Raw genomic sequence first — 17,928 nt, forward strand, 5'->3', positions numbered from 1 at the left:
CGGCTACCTCAGTGGTAGACCGCTTTTTGTTTATTTTCCTAAAACTAACTCATGCAGGACATGTGCTACTCCGGCTTCATTATTGGATTTTGTCACAACATCCGCTACTGCTTTGACATCATCAATGGCATTTCCCATGGCAACGCCGCAGCCCGCAAATTCCAGCATCGATACGTCGTTCCCATTGTCACCAATAGCCATGACCTCTTCACGAGCAATCCCCAGCTCTTTCGCTAGAAGCTTCACGGCATTCCCTTTGCTGACTTCAGGATGCAGGATCTCAAGGAAGAAATCTGTACTTTTCACCATCATGTACTTGTCTTTTACTTCAGATGGAATGGCTTGTATCGTCTTTTCCAACCGTTCTGGCTGATCAATATACATCATCTTCGGAAGTCTCATTGAAGGATCTGCCTCTTCAACAGGTAAATATTTAAGCGGCAGCTTTGTTAAATAAGATTCAAGTACTGTGTACTCACTAATATCACGATTCGGTGTGTACAAATGAGCGGAATCGAAATAATGCATCGGTGTATCGAGCTCACGGCTCAGCTTATATAAAGAAGTTAAATCCTCATAGGATAACGTCAGTTCTGACACTACTTCATTTGTGTGACTGTTTTGGACGAGTGCCCCATTGTAGGCAATCACATAATCTCCCTCTTGATTGAGCTGAAGATCATCTAAATAGCGATTCACTCCGCCAATAGGCCGTCCTGTACATAATACGATTTTAACACCCTCTGCTTTCGCCTGTTGAATGGCTTCAAACACCTCATCCGGCACCATATGTTGATCATTTAATAACGTACCATCCATATCAATTGCAACTAATTTATACATTCACTGGTCCCCTTTTCTCAGCAAAAAACGTGCTGCACTATTTTAGGCCATCATCTATATGATGACAGGTTATATCATTACTATTTACCTATTTTAGCCTATCGTTTTTTCATCACGCTGTCTACTTGTTCTCACTGTAACAAAATTGTCATATGCCTTCTCTATTATATCGTATTCTATTTATCCTGCTTTAAATAGAGTTTCTGCCCTTTTCCGACGGGGAAATGATAACAAATGTTCACCACTGAATATTTTAAAACTAGCAAATCTAATTGTATGATGGATAGCAAAGAAAGGAGGTGCAGGAAATGCTTACGTTTACTAGAGGTAAATTGTCAAAAATGTCTGGTGTGCATATTGAAACCATTCGTTTTTATGAAAATGAGGGTGTGCTCCCCGAACCAAAGAGAGCACATAACGGCTATCGTTTATATGATAAAAAATATGTACTCATGCTATCCTTTATCACAGAAGCAAGAAAGCTAGATTTCTCACTCAAAGAAATTCGTGAAATTATTAAATCGCTATTTGAAAAACAATCAAAGACAGAAGCTGAACAGCTGCTTGAACAAAAAGTTGAGGATATTCAACACTCCATTCAAGAGTTAAAGAAGAGGAAAGCTGCCATTCAATTGTTAACAAAACAAACAATAGCAAACATCAGCTAATTGTAAGGGTTGCCAAAGATGTGCCAGTGTTTGCCACTGGCGCCCCTCTACGCCCAGGTCTCAAGTGCGCGTGCGATTCAAACATCAGTTATACTAGAGACAGCTTTACTTGATATCAAACGAGTGGAAGGGGTTTTGAATAGAATGAACATTGCAACCATTGGAACAGGTGTGATTGTGGAAAGCTTCTTGCAAGCGATTGAACAGCTTGACGGCGCTTCTTGTCATGCCGTCTATTCAAGAAAGGAAGCAACGGCAAAGAAGCTCGCAGACCAATTTGATGTAAAAACAACTTATACAGATTTAACGGCTATGCTAGAAGATCCAAACATTGAAGCTGTTTATATTGCATCACCGAATCGATTACATAGCGAGCATGCGACGGCTGCATTAAGAAACGGAAAACATGTGATTTGCGAAAAGCCTTTCACCTCTAATGTCAAAGAGCTGGAAGCCTTAATCGCTCTCGCAAAGGAAAAGCAGCTTCTCCTCTTTGAAGCCATTACGACCGTTCATATGCCAAACTATCATTTAATCAAAAAGCACCTTCATCAATTAGGTAAAATCAAACTGGTTCAATGCAACTATAGTCAATATTCAAGCAAATATAATCAGCTGCTAGCCGGCGAAACGCCAAATGTCTTTAACCCTGAATTTTCAGGAGGAGCATTGATGGATATTAATATTTATAATGTCCATTTCATCATGAATCTCTTCGGATCACCGGAGCAGGTTCGCTACCAGGCAAACCGTCACCTAAATGGCATCGATACATCTGGTGTTTTGACTTTCACCTACAATGATTTCATTGCGACAAGTGTCGGCAGTAAAGATACAAGCAGCATGAATTTTGCATTGATTCAAGGAGAAAAGGGCTTCATTCATGTGAAAAATGGAGCGAATGGCTGCGAGGAAGTGCTGCTTCACGTGAATGACCACGTGATATCACTCAATGCACAAACAAATTCAAACCGCCTATTTTATGAAGCAGAGGCTTTTCAACACATCATTGAAACAAATAATCATGAACAGTGCTATGCATGGCTCGATGAAAGTCTCTCCGTCATGAAAGTCCTTGATGCTGCAAGAAAAGATGCCGGTATTGTTTTCCCAGCAGATCAATTTTAATGAAAAAAACCGCCTTCTTATGAGAGGGCGGTTTTGACGATTAAATACTCTTTGAATAGGCAACAAGGCGCTGAGACATGTGGTTCACTTCATCGACTGCAGCATTTACTTGCTCTGTTAAAGCAGCCTGTGTTTGTGTAAGAGCTGTCATGTTCGAAATATTTTCAAGAATTTCATCAATTTGCGTTTTCATTTCCGTTAAACTAGATTCGATATTCTCCGTTGCATTGGCACTATGAAGCGCCAGCTTACGCACTTCATCTGCGACGACTGAGAATCCGCGTCCTTGCTCACCAGCTCTAGCTGCTTCGATCGCAGCATTCAAACCAAGTAGGTTCGTTTGGTTCGCCACTTCTTTGATCAAGTCAGAAATGTTTTTCGTCTCATCTGCACTGTTTTTCGCTAGATTTGCGGCAGACGTTGACTTCTCTTGAGCTACAGCAAGTTCCTGTGCTTGGTTTGTAACAGAGCTAATGCCCGATACCATCTCACTAATAGAACTTGAAAGCTGTTCTACCTGAGAAGCCATTTCATCGGCTGTTTTCTCTTTATTTTTTTCTAACGTGATATCACGAATGGTTCCTGCCACACGAAGAGGTACACCCTTCTCATCACGAATGGTTTCACCACCCGCATGATACCAACGATAATCGCCATTTTTACTCTGCAATCTATAATCAATGTCAAATGGCGTGCGCCCAGAGTGGTCATTTAAATGATCCGCAAAGGCTTGCAAAGCCATTTCTTGATCCTCAGGATGCAAACGATCGCTCCAGCTGCTCAAAACGTTCGGGAAATCTTTTTCATCTGTGAAGCCAAGCGTTTTTCTAAACTGTGGAGACCACCAGAATTCGTTGTGTGGATTAACTGAATCGCCAGCCTCTACGACCATATCCCAAGGAGCTTCCACAAGCGCACGGTTGATCAAATCATATCTCGTCACGAATGCTTGCAGCTCTTCTTCTTTCAATTTCTGATCATGAATATCAAAAAGAGCTCCCGCCACACGAAGAGGGACACCATTTCGATCACGAATGGTCGTGCCAGTTGCTTTGAACCAGCGATAATCTCCGTTTTTTAATTTCAAGCGATATTCGATATCATATGGTGTACGCCCCGAATGATCCAATAAATGCGAAGAGAATGCATTTAAGGTATATTCTTGTTCATCTGGATGGATTCGAGATGCCCAGCTGTCTAAAACATTTGGAAAATCGTGCTCATTTTGAAAGCCGAGCATTTTGCGGAAATCATCCGTCCATGTGAATTCATTTTTTGGATTGACCGGATCTCCAGCGATAACGACCATATCCCATAAACCAACTTGAATGGCTTTTGTCACCAAATTCATCCGCATTTGAATATCTTCATTTACTTCCTGCATCTTTTGCAAAGCTTCATTTATTTGGGCTACTGCTTCAATCGTTTGACTTGAAGAGAATGCAGCAGTATCTATTCGTGCTGAAAGGTCTCCCTTGTCAATTCGTTCTACTAATCGACTGCTTTCCTTTAAAAGGGTTCCCGCTGACGAATCATTTGCTTTTCTCATAAACATCTTTCATAACTCCTTTCATTCCTTCATGCTTTTTTGAAATATTTTACAGTTATAAACAATTCTTTATTAGGACTTTAGTAATACAAAAGATATATCGACAAAAACTGAAAATTGTTTATGTCAGAATGAAGACAAATGTTCATTTTTTCACGAAATTTCAGATTTTGGGGATGGGTCATGGAAAGAATTTATGGAAGAAAACGGCTCATTTGATAGAATCAACCGCCGTTTTTGTCTGAAAAATCTCTTTTTTTATATTGACACTGACGTCCCGAAAAAAGAAAATGGAACATAAGCATTTTTAAAAAAGGAGAACGTCATGAGCGCGAATCAGGAACAACAAGAATTAAAAAAGCTTTTATCACCGCGTCACATTCGCATGATTGCATTGGGCGGGGTCATTGGTACAGGAATCTTTAAAGGAAGTGCCGATACAATCGGTTTAGCAGGTCCTGGGGTCATCTTTTCCTATGTATTTGCCGGATTATTATTGCTCATCGTGATGGCAGCCTTAGCTGAAATGGCGATTGTCTATCCGGGAAATAACCTTCGCGACCTGATACAGATTGCGCTTGGTCAACGTTTTTCATTTGTTGTCGGCTGGGTTTACTGTTTCATGTGGCTCACTGTGTGTGTCATCGAGATTATTGCGGCAGGCAGCCTGCTTCAATACTGGTTACCGAACGTGCCGCTATGGTCACTATGTTTACTCTGCTCACTCTTAGTCATCGGAATTAACTTAAATAATGTAAAATACTTTGGTGAAATTGAGTTTTGGTTCGCTGGAATGAAGATTTTCGTTATTATTGTGTTTATTATTCTTGGTGCAGCCCTATTATTTGGGATCATTCCGAACGAACAAAGCACATCTGCACTCACCAACTATCAAAACTTCGTCCCGAACGGATGGGGTGCGATCTTTGCCTCTTTATTAGTTGTTATTTTCTCTTACGGGGGCTCTGAATTGATCGGGCTGACCATTACAGAAACAAAGGATGCCGAAAAGGTCTTGCCTGGTGTTGTTAAAAGTATGATGTGGCGTATTATCTTATTTTACACTTTGCCGATTTTGATCATCTGTGGACTCATTCCTTGGAATCAAATTGATCCAAATAACAGCCCATTTGTTCAAGTCTTTTCAGCAGCCGGTATGCAAGGCGCCTCTCACTTCATTAATTTCGTATTGATTACAGCCGTTCTATCGGCGGCCAATTCTGGCATTTATGGAACGACGAGAATGATGCATTCTCTCTCTAAATCAGATGGCGGTCCGAAAAAACTGGCACAGGTCAATAAAAGAGGCGTACCCATTTTGAGTTTATGGGTGACCGTTCTGTTTCTTCTCATCGGAACATTCTTTGCTTACTTATATCCAGAGCAAATCTTCAGTTATATGCTGGCTATTCCTGGTTTTGCTGTTTCACTCATTTGGATTAGCATTTGCATGGCACATCTGAAACTTCGCCCGAAATATCCACAGGAGCCGTATTTCAAGGTGTGGCTGTTTCCGTATTTGACTTTATTTGCAGGTCTTGTACTAAGTGTGAGTTTTGTGATGTTTCTATTCAGACAAGAAAACTTGCCTAGCTCAATTATCAGCATTGGTTTCTTAATCGCAGCCATCATTGCTTCATTCTTAATGAAAAAGAAGGCTTAAACGCTAAAACCCGCCATTGAGGCGGGTTTTTTTCATGAGCTGCTGTCTTCTGTCACTTCAAAATCAATCGACGCTTTCGGGATGCCGTTGATGATGATTGTTAATGTATGGATTCCTTCATAGTGTTTTCTTGTCGTCATATTTTGAAAAGACTGTGTCCTGACGAATTCTCTATGTAACGCTGAGCCTGTTTCAAACTCTGTGATTTTAAATACCTTTTGATTGCGGGTCCCCCGAGCTTTGACGTAGTCTATGGCATACTCTACACGCAGCTTTAGCGGCTTATCGCCTTGAAGAGTAAAATGAAAAGTCATTTTCTCACCGATCCGAATAGGGTCTTGTACGATCTTCAAATCCGTTATTTGAACGGATGGATCGTCACCATAACCAAACAACGCCATAATATCTGGATCTCCTTTTTTGAGTAAAGTACGGGATGCATGTTTGACAATCCAGTTCGTATGTTTGTTGGTTCCATACCAGTTTTGAACCGTCTGCTTCATCAGGTCTGGCTGTATTGCAGAGATATCATTTAGATGATTCGCTACACTTTTTTGCACATACCGCGACGGGTCTGCCTTCAAGTTTTCCAAAATGGGCAGCGTGACCGAAGGATTCTTTTTAAGTGAAGGAACAGATAAGCCCCATGGCAGACGCGGTCTACAGCCTTCACTAGCCAGCCTCCGTATGTGCTCATTTTGATCCTGAGACCATACGAGCATTCGCGCCAGCATTTTGTCTTGATCTTGAATCAAAAATGGCCGAACGGCAAATTCTGAAGTGGAAAAGGATGTGAAGAATTCGAGCGCCTTGATCGAGAGGTCCCAGTGTGCAAGGCCGTACGTCTCGACGTAGTCTGGAAATACGAGCGCACTAAGCCCTGAAAAATGCGGGGCTGCCTGACGCAGTACCTCAATTGCCTGCTCATAATCCTCTGGTAGACAGGCATGCATCGATTCAGTGACTCGTCTCATCCGCCCTTTTAACTCAAGCTGCTGCCAATCCTCTTGAAATACGAGCCGCTTGAATGGCTCAACATCAAATACAGTTGAAGACTGTGCAAGTTTCTCTGCTAATTCTTTTATAAATAATTCATTGTACACATGTTTTAATGGTTCGATCGTGTCCACCTCCCACATTTCAATATCATTATTTTACCCCAATCTGAAAAAAGTGGTATTAAAAACAGCCCGACTCAAAAGAATCAGACTGCTTGTTGGCTATATAAACATATTAATGATCATAATAAATGCAATCGCACTAACGGAAATGATCGTCTCCATAGCCGTCCATGTCAAAAACGTCTCTTTAATGGTCATACCAAAATACTCCTTGATCAGCCAAAAACCAGAGTCATTGACGTGAGATAAAATTAATGAACCCGCTCCTGTTGCTAACACAAGCAGCTCCCTGCTCACATCCGGCATAGTTGCAGCAATTGGGGCTACAATACCTGCTGCCGTCATCATGGATACCGTCGCAGATCCTGTTGCCACACGAATCACCGCAGCAATCAGCCAGCTAAGCAAAATCGGTGAAATCGGCGAGTGTTTGGCTACATCTGCAATATAATCACCAACACCCGAATCAATGAGCACATTATTGAAAGCTCCGCCTGCTCCAATGACAAGCAAGATGGAAGCGATCGGACCTAAGCACTCGTTGCTAAATGAAAGCACCCGGTCACGGCTCATTCCTTGCATAAAGCCAAGGCTGAAGAAAGAATAAACCGTTGCAATCAGCAGTGCTGTTATTGGATCTCCGATGTACTTGAATACCTGGAACCACATATTGTCCTCTGGTAAGATAATGTCCGCCAGTGTGGCAAGAAGCATCAGAATCACCGGTACCAATATGGTAAACATCGTATTCGCAAAGCCGGGGAGTCTTCGATCTTCATTTCGTTCAGTGAATTGCTTTCTCAGCATCTCCGGAACTGGTTTATGTATCCGTTTTCCAATCCACTTTCCATACAACGGTCCAGCAATAATCGCTGTTGGCAACCCCACAATAATAGAGAAGAAAATGGTTTTCCCCACGTTGGCATGATAGATGCCAACGGCTGCCATTGCCGCTGGATGAGGCGGGACTAGCCCATGCACGACAGACAGGCCAGCGATTAACGAGAGCCCAATTGTTACGAGCGAGATGCCTGTTTCAATGGCAATTGTAAAAAGTAAAGGAATGAGAAGAACGAAACCGACCTGGAAAAAGACAGGTATCCCCACGATAAAGGCAACAAACATCATTGCCCAATGCACATTCTTCGTCCCAAACCGGCCGATTAAAGTTTGAGCTATTCGCTCTGCTCCCCCTGATTCAGCCATCATTTTCCCAAGCATGGTACCAAGCGCTAGAACAATGGCCAGCAATGATAACGTATTGCCTAATCCCGTTTTAATCGATTGAATGATTTCCTGCAAATCCATCCCCGTTGCAAAGCCCACTAGCATCGAAGTAATAATTAAGCTCACAAATGGATTCAACTTAACGACTGTAATGAGAATGAGTAAAAGGACAATCGCCGCAATCACGATGAATAAAAGCATGTTCTCCCACCTTTTCCCTGATGTTTAACGATTTTGTTTTAATTGCAGCGCACTAATGACATCAAATTCATCCTTCAGTTTGTCATAGAGGCGCTCATATAAATAAAACAGCTCTATGTAAGTTTCATTGTTCTTCATATTAGGTTCATGACGAGCAGAGATCCGAATCCACTCTTGAACCTCTTCTATCTCTTCCATATGACCTAAACTATAAAGTGCAAGGACAGCCGCCCCAAGTGCTGACGCCTCGTAGCTTTCTGGAACAAGCACTTCTCTACCCATCGTATCCGCTAAAATTTGCCGCCATAGCGGAGATCGTGCAAATCCGCCCGAAGCTCTGACATCCCTTGCTGAACCGGTTAAATCCCTTAAGGCAACACCGATCGAGAAAACACTCATAATGACGCCTTCTAACACCGCTCTAATAAAATGCTCCCGCTTATGCTGAAGACCGATGCCAAAGAAGGTGCCTCTCGCATTTGGATTCCAATAAGGTGCCCGCTCACCTGATAAAAATGGCAGAAACAGCAAACCCTCAGAACCAGCTGGAACCTTTTCCGCGATATCCATCATCAGATCGTAAGGGTCCACACCTAGACGCTTTGCTACCTCCACCTCAGACGACCCGAATTCATCCTTCAGCCATCTCAGCATGATCCCGCCATTATTGGTCGGTCCTCCTACAACCCAATGCTCATCTGTCAGGGCATAGCAGAACGTTCTTGATTGCTCATCTGTAATTGGTTTGTCTACAACCGTACGGACCGCACCGCTTGTCCCAATCGTAACAGCCACCTCTCCTTGACCAATCGCGCCCACACCTAAATTCGCTAGAACGCCATCATTCGCACCAATGACAAATGGTGTATCTTCTTTAATGCCCATGCGCAATGCAATCTCTGGCTGAAGTCCTCTCAGTTGATACGTCGTTGGGACAAGTTCAGATAGTTGACTGGCTTCTATTCCAGCAATACGAAGCGCCTTCTCATCCCATTGAAGCGTTTCCAAATGGAACAGCCCCGTTGCTGAAGCGATTGAATAATCGACGACATACTGACCGAAGAAATGATAAAGAATATATTCTTTGATCGAAATATATTTTGCTGCCTTCTTGAAGACATCCGGTGCCATTTCTTTCATCCAACGTATTTTTGAAAGCGGTGACATTGGATGGATCGGTGTACCTGTCCTTTTATAAATGTGGAAGCCATCCATATTTGATTTGATTCGTTTCGCTTGTTCTGCACTTCTGTTATCTGCCCAAATGATACTGTTCGTTAGCGCCTTTCCATCCTGATCCATCACAATTAAGGAATGCATCGCTGTACTTATCCCGATGCCTATAAGATTTTCTTCATCAAATGCTGCTTTCGTCAATGCACCTCTTACACTCGCAATGACGGCTTCTAATATCTTTTCAGGATCCTGCTCAACCCATGCTGGCTGGGGCTGAATGAGCTCATAAGGAACTGAATGCTTCGCTAATACCTTCCCCTGAGGTCCAAACAGAACCGTCTTTGTACTTGTTGTTCCAATATCCAAACCAATTACCGCCTGGTTTCCCTTCATCTGTATCACGCCCAATCATTGATTTGAAGTCACATATGTAGTTTTTGAATTGCCTGTTAAATCCCATTATAAAAATAATTTTTTCGACATTCAACGACCGAAAAGAAAATAATTTTCACTAAAAAGCTCACAATCGTTACCACATCAGCATTTTTCATTATCAGAAAAATTTATTTTTGGAATCATTACACCCTTTTTTGTGAAATGGTTTCTCGCATTTGCTTTAAATTTGTTATTGTTTCCTGCTGCCTTAAGTGAGCAAGTGCAAAATATAGAACGTCAATGACCGTCAGCTGAGCAAGTCTTGCGGACATCGCTTCTGTTCGAAAAGCCGTTTCTTGTGTCGCAGTATACAACGTGACATCTGCAAGCTGACTCAATGGTGAGCGCTGATAGCTTGTAATACCGATGGTTTTTGCCCCTTTTCCCTTTGCTGTTTTCATCGCATCGAGCAAATCTTTATTTCGTCCAGAATGAGATATACCGATCACTGTACTGTGCTGATCAAGAAGACCTGCAGACATCGCTTGAAAGTGAGAATCTGTGTGAACAATACAGTTGATGCCTGTCCTCATAAATTTATGAAAAGCGTCAGTCGCAATGAGGCCAGACCCACCACTTCCATAAAACTCTAAGCGTTTTGCTTCATGAATGATTTGTATGGCCTTTTCTACATCCCCTGGATTCAACAATTGAAAGCTATCCTTTAAAGCGGATATATTCGTCTGAAAAACCTTTTGCATAAAAATAGCCATATCATCATCAAGACTCATTTCTTCATCTACATAATTAGGCTTTGTTTGGTCTATTTCCTGGGCAATAGCAATCTTCAAATCTTGAAAGCCCTCAAATCCAAGCCTTTTACAAAGACGAAAAATCGTTGCCTCTGAGCTTGCAGTTTTTTTCGCAAGCTCGACAATAGACAAATGGATGATGTCGCGGGGCTCACTCGTAATATGCTCTGCAATTGCTTTCAGCTTTGGCGGCAATCCTCTGCTTGCTGCACGTATTTTTTCAATACTACTTAAACTAACAGAAGCCAATTGACTTCACTCCTCCCTTATTCATGTGAACGCATACATTTCCTCATGTTCCCATCTTATAAAAAAGAAGCCTGTTTGCACAGACTTCTTTTTTAAGCATTCATTGTTTTGATCAATAAATCAAAGAAAGCGTCAGCATCTACATCCATACACACTTGAACGTTGCGCTCTTTCTCCCATTGATGCTGAAAATCACAGATCATCTGTCCATCACAAAACTCACTCTTCGTCTCGACGTCCACATGAAAAGCCTGTGTGCTCACGAGCTGCTTGTCAATGGCAAGACTTACAGCAAGCGGATCATGCATGGCACACGCCCACACACCATTTCGCTCAAAATAGCGCTGACGGTAAATACTTGTACTCTCTCTAATATAATGGGCCAACGTTTCATTCTGAATCGCATCAATTCTTTCATCCGTAAGCAAGACCTGTCTCGTGACATCTAATCCTACTTGAGTCAATGAAGGGAACCCTGCATCCAGCACTAACTTCGCCGCTTCTGGGTCTGCATATGTATTAAATTCCGCAACCGGCGTGACGTTCCCCTGTCCCTCAACGACACCACCCATAAAAATGACTTCTTTCACGTGATGAATCAGCTCAGGACACTTTTTCACTGCAAGGGCTAAATTCGTTAAAGGCCCTGTCAACACAAGCGTAACCTGCTTCGAATACTGTATCACTTGGTCGATAATAAAATCAGGCGCAAAACCAGCATCTGCTTTCTTCTTAGGCTGAGCACCCTTTAAAGCACCGCCAATCCCATCCTCTCCGTGCACCCGATGTTCATAATGGGGCGCTCTTAAAAGAGGAGTTGCTGAACCTTTGATGACAGGAATATTATCTGCCTCAACCAGCTCAAGCACTTTACACGTATTCAATGTAGCCGCATCGACAGACACATTCCCACATACCGTTGTAATCCCCAACATATCAAACTGCTGACTTTTCACCGCCAGCAAAATCCCAATCGCATCATCGATTCCAGTATCTACGTCCAAGATCAATTTCTTTTTATTTGCCATGATTGAAATCTCTCCCTTATTTGAAAGTGTTGTTAGGGGAATGATAGCATATACCTTTTCAACGATTTGGAGATAATCAGAAGTTGAACACTTGTAATTACTCCTTTTCTCCGATGTCTTTGAGATACTGTTCGCGTTCTTTTTTTGGAAGACTTTTCAGGAAATTTTCTTTTAATTCCGGTTCATCTTTATATTTTTCCCAGTCCCTGAATCGAATTGATAACTCGTATGAATAACTCATTGAACCTATCTTTTTAGACCTATATTGTAGGGATGCTGAAAAATTGTACTTTACCGGCTCATCATTCACATACCCGTCAATAACAATATCCCCCATGGGATTAATAGTTACATCTTTTTCGAACGTAATAGATTTTATAAAGTTGTGAATGTCCATTTTATGTAAATCTTCTTCGATTTTTGGTTTCATCTTCTCTGCAAACTCTTCTGCTTTTTCTTGATCGCTTTTTTCTTGCACTACATCATCTGACAGACTCTGATTAATGTACTGTACAATGAACGCAGTTACTGAGATGATAACGACCACAATTATGATAGAAAACTTCATTGTATTTCTCATAAAAAGCAAAAACTCCTTAATGAACTTTTAATCAATCTATCTATGAAATTGGCAAAAATAAAAACAGGTAGGTGAGTACCTGCTTTACTCTTTTTCTCCAATATCCTTAAGATACTGTTCACGTTCTTTTTTAGAAAGGCTATTCAAAAAATCTTCTTTCACTTGTGGATCAAAATCAGCCCAATTCTCGAAACGGTCTGATAAATCAGATGAGATGCTCATAGAACCGACTTCATTAGATCTATATTCTAATGATGCAGAAAACTCAAACCTTTCTGGCTCGCCATTCACATATCCCCTCACTCTTATATATCCCATCGGATTAATGGTTACTCCTTTTTTAAAAGATATAGTTTCGATAAAATTATGAATATCCATTTTATGCAAACGTTTTTCTATTTTCGGCTTCATTTTCTCTGCGAATTCTTCTGCCTTCTGTTGTTCACTTTTTTCTTTTTCTTGCACGATGACCTTTCCTCCAGATTCATTTGTTTGAGATTGCTTACCGTTTAAAAGAAACAGTGTAACTGAAATAATAGTAATAAGGGCAATAAAAATAATCGTAATTTTGATTTTATTCTTCATATAAAATATCTTCCACCTTTTGAAAGTTAACATTCATCTTTAAATTACTTAATTATTAAACTTATAATAGATATTTATTTCTCTCTATAATATAATATTTATGATAAAAATTACAGTAGTGTAAAAATTGCCCACTATAAAATCAATTAATCGACTTAGCGATAAAGATTATAATGATATATCGTCAGAGTCTTATGATATTTCTAATTATACATATCCGAAAGATATACGCTTAAAAAGCGGTAAAACCATGTATGTCATTGACCATATAGAAACAAAAAAAGGACTTAACGCACTAACCCTTGTCTCAAGAGAGGATTATCGTATTTCAAACAAAGGCAAAGACCTCACAAAAATCAAAAACGCAGTCATCGCCTACCGTGGTTCTGAACCGATTGGCGCAGGCCAATATAAAGATACCATTAAAAAACATGGAAAAAAAGAGTCAGATGATCTCCTTTCTACCATTTTGACGAAGCTGCCTCCTTTTCGTCAGTCACAGACGTCAAAGGAAATCACGACGAAGGTGGCGACAGGGACAACGACCTATACAAATGAGATTGTGCAAGATTGGCTGATATCAGATACAAAGTATTTGATTAAGAATATTCCTTTTGAACATGGTGCAGAGAATCAAATGGTTCAAGCGGATCGGTATGCGAAAGAAATACATAAGAAAATGCCAAATGCCAAGATGTATGTGACAGGGCATTCACTTGGCGGATCGAATGCGTCCTATGTTCTTGTTAAAAATGATTTTATTAAAGGCGGGGTCTCCTTTGAGAATCCGAATATTTACCCCAATCTATCGGACGGCCTCCAAGCCAAAGCATTAAAAGGTGATTACCGTAGTAGATTAACAGAATATATCAATCTCAATGACGGGCTTTCTCTTTTAAATCGACATACGACAGAAATCGGTCGTGTGAAAGTAATGTATGATGCCGCTTTACCTGAAGGCGTCGATTACTCCGAGGACTCCTCCAAAGCCGTCCAATTCATGAAAGATCTCCTCAATCGGGCAATGAGTGTGAATCCTTCACTGGATGCGAATTTATTCCTTGAAGCCCTTGCTGGCAGCCATGGCTTAGATCGGTATGCCTTTTCATCAGATGGCTCCGTTGAAACCATTGATGATATGTTGAGAAAAAACCCTTCTCTCACTGCCGCCATGTTACATCAATTGAGTCAGTCGAATGTTCACCCGCAAAGTGTGGTGGCGATTTTAATCAAGTCGCATGTTCTCATGAACACAGGTCGTAAATTCTCGACATATGCCGAGCACCATATACAGCAAATCATTCGCAAAATCGAGAAACTCGATGACAAAGTGGATCAATCAGTAGAACGAGTTCGTTCGAGATACAAACAAATTGTCGGTTTTGGTTCGTATGACCAGCTGACGGCATCAGATGTGGATGCTGTAATTCGCCACTTAAAAACAGAAGGACTTGAGAATGAGTTCTATTCCGTCAAAGAGTATGATACAGCGATTGATAGCGCGATGAATATAAAAAGGTGGCTGGACTCAATATCAGATGATATGAGCCAGCTAGGGAAAGAATACCATGATGCAGATACAGCCCTGGCAAAGAATATGGGCATTTCTTAAGGAGTACGAGGAATGGAATTTTCAAAGAAACAACCAACAGATGCAGACCGTTTTTTGCAACGAATGACAGATACGCATACATCAAGCTCCGTCTTTTCTCAAACAAACTTTCACACTGAAGACATGACACCAGCAGAGCTGGCTGCTTTGAAAGCAAAGATCAAAGAAGAACAGAAAACAGCGCTAATCAGAGCCATCCGGCATCAGCTTCAACATGAATTTGCAGAAGACCGCCAAGAAGCGGGAAAAATTTTAGATCTAATTGATGAACTTCAGAACAAAGTGTATAAACATCAAAAGCGCATCCATACGCATATGTCAGGACAAGCCATTGACGCCTTAACAGAGAAAATCGAGCAAAGACTCAAGTTTTACGAACTGAAAGAAGATGTTCAATCCGCCATCGACTCGATTGGCATTTAGATGAACCTTCCGTCTTATGAATCTTTTCCCCATCTCACTCGTATATACTAAAAGAGTGATTGATTTGAAAGGAGATCTGTTTGTGGGATATATTTTGTTATTTTCGGTTGTGATCGGTCTTGTCTTGACCCTCTTGCTCACACCACTCAAGTTGATCGTTAGAAAGAAAGGAACAGAACAGCAGGTTCCGCTTATGTGGATTGCAGGCCTTGCTTTACTGTTCATGGTCGGTATTTTTGTTTTCTATTATATGACCAATTTGGATCGTAACCCTTCATCCCTCTGGTTGATTGGACTTGTTGTGACAGCAGCAGGCGCCTTTTTATCAGTTGGGCTGGAGCGTAAGATCAAAGGCGTGCTGTTTCTTATTTTATTACTGCTCGGTGTTTATATGGCGACAGCTTTTCTATTCAATGCGAATGAGAAATTTGATGTCTCCAAAATGGAACAAAAAGTGGAAATCAAAGCGTTTGATGAGACGGAAACACCTGCAAGTGTACCGCCTCAATTTGCTCGGAACAAAATGAAGAAATCGTTCGGACAGGTTCCAAACACAAGCTACTATGAGCTTGGCAGCCTGCAAATCCAGAAGGTCAACGGTGAGTATGTGTACATCGCCCCAGTGGAATTCTCGGATTTCTTTAAATGGATTCGTTCAGGGAGTACGCCGGGTTACTTTACTTTAAGTGCGACCGACTCATCTGCCAATCCAAAGTTTGTGAAAACAGAGATGGTCTACACGCCTTCCTCTTATTTCAACAAAGAAATTGAGCGGCATATTCGTCTTCAATACCCTGATTTGATTTTCTACGGCGACACACAGCTGGAAATCAATGATGATGGAAAGCCTTATTACATTCGCACGTATGGCGATTTTATCTCGGCGCGAAACGGCTTTAAAGCATCAGGCGTGGTCGTTGTTGATGCCAAAACAGGTGCAACGAAGAAATATGCTCTAGATCAAGTACCTGCTTTTATTGATGGTGCTGTTTCACCAGAAGCGGTCAGTCTGCAAAACAGTTATTTCGGAAACTATATTCACGGGTTCTGGAATAGTATGTTTGGAAAGTCAGATGTAAAGCTGCCTTCAGATGAAGGAACAGAAGCCAATGTGAGTCCGGTGTTTGATGCAAAAGGAGATATGTACTACTTCACAGATTTCACAAGTCCGAAAGAGGGCGTTGATTCGATGCTTGGGTATGCCCTGACAAATGCCCGGACAGGAAAAGCGACTTATTATACCGGAAATCTTGAAGCGTCCTACATGGATTCTCAAGGCGCTCTGCAAATTATTGAGAAACGTTTCATCGAAAAGAAATGGAAAGGCCGCATGCCGATTCTCTATAATTTCTATGGAGAAGCCAGCTGGCTCACACCAGTTCTCGATTCAAATGGCTTCCTGCAAAACTACTTTATCGTTTCGGCAGCCAATCCTGAAATCGCTGCGTACGCTTCAACACCAAACGAAGCACTGAGAGCCTATAAGACAGCTCTGCAAAAAGGCGGCGGTACCGTTAACAGTTCCTCTAAGCAGGAAAAGAAAGAAACTACAGGGAAAGTCAAACGAGTGTATAAAGAAAAGACCGGTGATTATACAACCGTCACCTTCCTGCTAGACGATGGGAAAAGCTACACCATGTCATCTGAAAAAGAACCTCTTGTCATTTATTTAAAAGAAGGCGATCAGGTCACCATGAAATACACAGATACAGGTGAAATCTTCCTTCCAGTTGATGAGATAAACATTAAAGGGTTATAAAAAAGACGTTTCTCCTATTGAGGAGAAGCGTCTTTTCTCTCTTTCCTTAACAATTCAACAAGCAATTCCTTATTTTTATTTCCCCCTGTCATCGGTGACTCGACATAGGAGAATTTACGTTTGAAATCCATTCCTCTCACAGAAATGACAGCCAATTCACCGCCAATGCTGCCTCGCTGGAGGACATATTTAGATAAAACAGAAAGCCCCATTCCATGAATCACAGCCTCTTTAATCGCTTGATTGCTGCTAAACGTCACAAATGTCCGTGCTTTCAGTCCATTTGATTTCAGGACGTGCTGTAAGTATTCTCCGGTACCTGATCCCTCTTCTCTCGTGATCCATGTTTCGTTTTGCAATTGATCAATCGTGACATCCTTTTTCTTAGCAAAGGGGTGATCTAATGGCGCGACGATATAGAGCTCGTCTTCTAGAAAAGTTTCTACTGTCAGTTCTTTGTCATTCGTCTGTCCTTCGATCAAACCGATGTCGACATGGAATAAGCGGACATGACTGGCGATCGCCTCTGTGTTATCAATGACCACCTCAATGTCCACATGCGGATAGAGCTGATGAAACTCTGCCAATATTTGCGGCAGCACGTACTCTCCAATGGTAAAACTCGCCCCGATTGTCAGCTTCCCTCTTGCCAGATGATGATGCTCATAAATATCCTGCTTCGCCTGTTCATATAAACGAATGATTTGTTTTGATCGATGGTACAGCATATCCCCAGTTGGTGTAACAGTTAGTTGCTTTGGCGAACGATTCAGCAGAACGGTCTGGAATTCCTGCTCCAAGTTCTTAATATGAAGACTGACACTTGGCTGAGAAATCCGCAGCTTTTGGGCTGCCTTTGTAAAGTTTTTCTCTTCCACAACTGTCACAAATGTCTTCAGTGCATCGTAATACATCGGTCCCTCTCCTAT

At 41.5% G+C, this 17,928-nt stretch carries 16 protein-coding genes; 6 read left to right on the forward strand and 10 right to left on the reverse strand.

The features are described from left to right. Positions 1–30 precede the first annotated feature (30 nt). The gene (gene yidA, locus NST39_RS19165; protein WP_003215147.1) at positions 31–843 is read right to left on the reverse strand and encodes a sugar-phosphatase; all 813 of its coding nucleotides are present in this window, start codon (positions 841–843) and stop codon (positions 31–33) included. 308 nt (positions 844–1,151) lie between these two features. Here yidA and NST39_RS19170 point away from each other — a divergent pair, with 308 nt between their 5' ends. Both NST39_RS19170 and NST39_RS19175 read left to right on the forward strand, forming a co-directional pair. After that, positions 1,152–1,511, forward strand: coding sequence for a MerR family transcriptional regulator (locus NST39_RS19170; RefSeq protein WP_044140352.1), 360 nt, complete (start codon positions 1,152–1,154; stop codon positions 1,509–1,511). A 144-nt stretch (positions 1,512–1,655) separates the two neighbouring features. After that, positions 1,656–2,639: a Gfo/Idh/MocA family protein gene (locus tag NST39_RS19175; protein WP_341029995.1), complete on the forward strand. Its 984-nt coding sequence runs from the start codon at positions 1,656–1,658 to the stop codon at positions 2,637–2,639. 40 nt (positions 2,640–2,679) lie between these two features. Here the strand turns inward: NST39_RS19175 and NST39_RS19180 are convergent, their stop codons facing one another. Next, positions 2,680–4,194, reverse strand: a complete 1,515-nt coding sequence (locus tag NST39_RS19180; RefSeq protein ID WP_111912962.1) for a methyl-accepting chemotaxis protein — start codon at positions 4,192–4,194, stop codon at positions 2,680–2,682. A gap of 319 nt (positions 4,195–4,513) precedes the next feature. Between NST39_RS19180 and NST39_RS19185 the strand changes: the two genes are divergently transcribed. Further along, positions 4,514–5,851 carry an amino acid permease gene (locus NST39_RS19185; protein ID WP_012011793.1) on the forward strand — a complete coding sequence of 446 codons (1,338 nt, stop codon included), beginning with the start codon at positions 4,514–4,516 and terminating at the stop codon, positions 5,849–5,851. A gap of 32 nt (positions 5,852–5,883) precedes the next feature. On the opposite strand, the gene NST39_RS19190 is transcribed toward NST39_RS19185, so the two are convergent. The 7 genes from NST39_RS19190 to NST39_RS19220 form a co-directional block, all read right to left on the reverse strand. Next, the gene (locus NST39_RS19190; protein ID WP_341029848.1) at positions 5,884–6,990 is read right to left on the reverse strand and encodes a DNA alkylation repair protein; all 1,107 of its coding nucleotides are present in this window, start codon (positions 6,988–6,990) and stop codon (positions 5,884–5,886) included. 81 nt (positions 6,991–7,071) lie between these two features. Next, positions 7,072–8,400 carry a GntP family permease gene (locus tag NST39_RS19195; protein ID WP_126741008.1) on the reverse strand — a complete coding sequence of 443 codons (1,329 nt, stop codon included), beginning with the start codon at positions 8,398–8,400 and terminating at the stop codon, positions 7,072–7,074. 24 nt (positions 8,401–8,424) lie between these two features. After that, positions 8,425–9,969, reverse strand: coding sequence for a gluconokinase (gene gntK / locus NST39_RS19200; protein WP_185108146.1), 1,545 nt, complete (start codon positions 9,967–9,969; stop codon positions 8,425–8,427). A 185-nt stretch (positions 9,970–10,154) separates the two neighbouring features. Next, a complete protein-coding gene (locus tag NST39_RS19205; protein ID WP_341029851.1) occupies positions 10,155–11,012 on the reverse strand; it encodes a MurR/RpiR family transcriptional regulator in 858 nt (285 codons plus the stop codon). A 92-nt stretch (positions 11,013–11,104) separates the two neighbouring features. Beyond that, the gene (locus tag NST39_RS19210) at positions 11,105–12,040 is read right to left on the reverse strand and encodes a nucleoside hydrolase (RefSeq protein ID WP_319610080.1); all 936 of its coding nucleotides are present in this window, start codon (positions 12,038–12,040) and stop codon (positions 11,105–11,107) included. A gap of 97 nt (positions 12,041–12,137) precedes the next feature. Continuing rightward, positions 12,138–12,620 (reverse strand): DUF1433 domain-containing protein, encoded by a 483-nt coding sequence (locus tag NST39_RS19215; RefSeq protein WP_341029854.1) that lies wholly within the window; start codon positions 12,618–12,620, stop codon positions 12,138–12,140. Positions 12,621–12,704: 84 nt separating this feature from the next. Next, positions 12,705–13,205, reverse strand: a complete 501-nt coding sequence (locus NST39_RS19220) for a DUF1433 domain-containing protein (RefSeq protein WP_065099216.1) — start codon at positions 13,203–13,205, stop codon at positions 12,705–12,707. Positions 13,206–13,332: 127 nt separating this feature from the next. Between NST39_RS19220 and NST39_RS19225 the strand changes: the two genes are divergently transcribed. The 3 genes from NST39_RS19225 to NST39_RS19235 all read left to right on the forward strand — a co-directional run bounded on the left by NST39_RS19225 (position 13,333) and on the right by NST39_RS19235 (position 16,999). After that, complete coding sequence (locus tag NST39_RS19225; RefSeq protein ID WP_341029856.1) at positions 13,333–14,817, forward strand: lipase family protein; 1,485 nt, start codon at positions 13,333–13,335, stop codon at positions 14,815–14,817. A 12-nt stretch (positions 14,818–14,829) separates the two neighbouring features. Continuing rightward, complete coding sequence (locus NST39_RS19230; protein ID WP_003215061.1) at positions 14,830–15,240, forward strand: hypothetical protein; 411 nt, start codon at positions 14,830–14,832, stop codon at positions 15,238–15,240. Positions 15,241–15,322: 82 nt separating this feature from the next. Continuing rightward, positions 15,323–16,999, forward strand: a complete 1,677-nt coding sequence (locus tag NST39_RS19235) for a hypothetical protein (protein ID WP_106065935.1) — start codon at positions 15,323–15,325, stop codon at positions 16,997–16,999. A 14-nt stretch (positions 17,000–17,013) separates the two neighbouring features. Here NST39_RS19235 and NST39_RS19240 read toward each other — a convergent pair whose 3' ends face one another. Continuing rightward, a complete protein-coding gene (locus NST39_RS19240) occupies positions 17,014–17,913 on the reverse strand; it encodes a LysR family transcriptional regulator (RefSeq protein WP_003214942.1) in 900 nt (299 codons plus the stop codon). Positions 17,914–17,928 lie beyond the last annotated feature (15 nt).

The organism is Bacillus sp. FSL W8-0645, assembly GCF_038007905.1.
Taxonomy (GTDB): domain Bacteria; phylum Bacillota; class Bacilli; order Bacillales; family Bacillaceae; genus Bacillus; species Bacillus pumilus.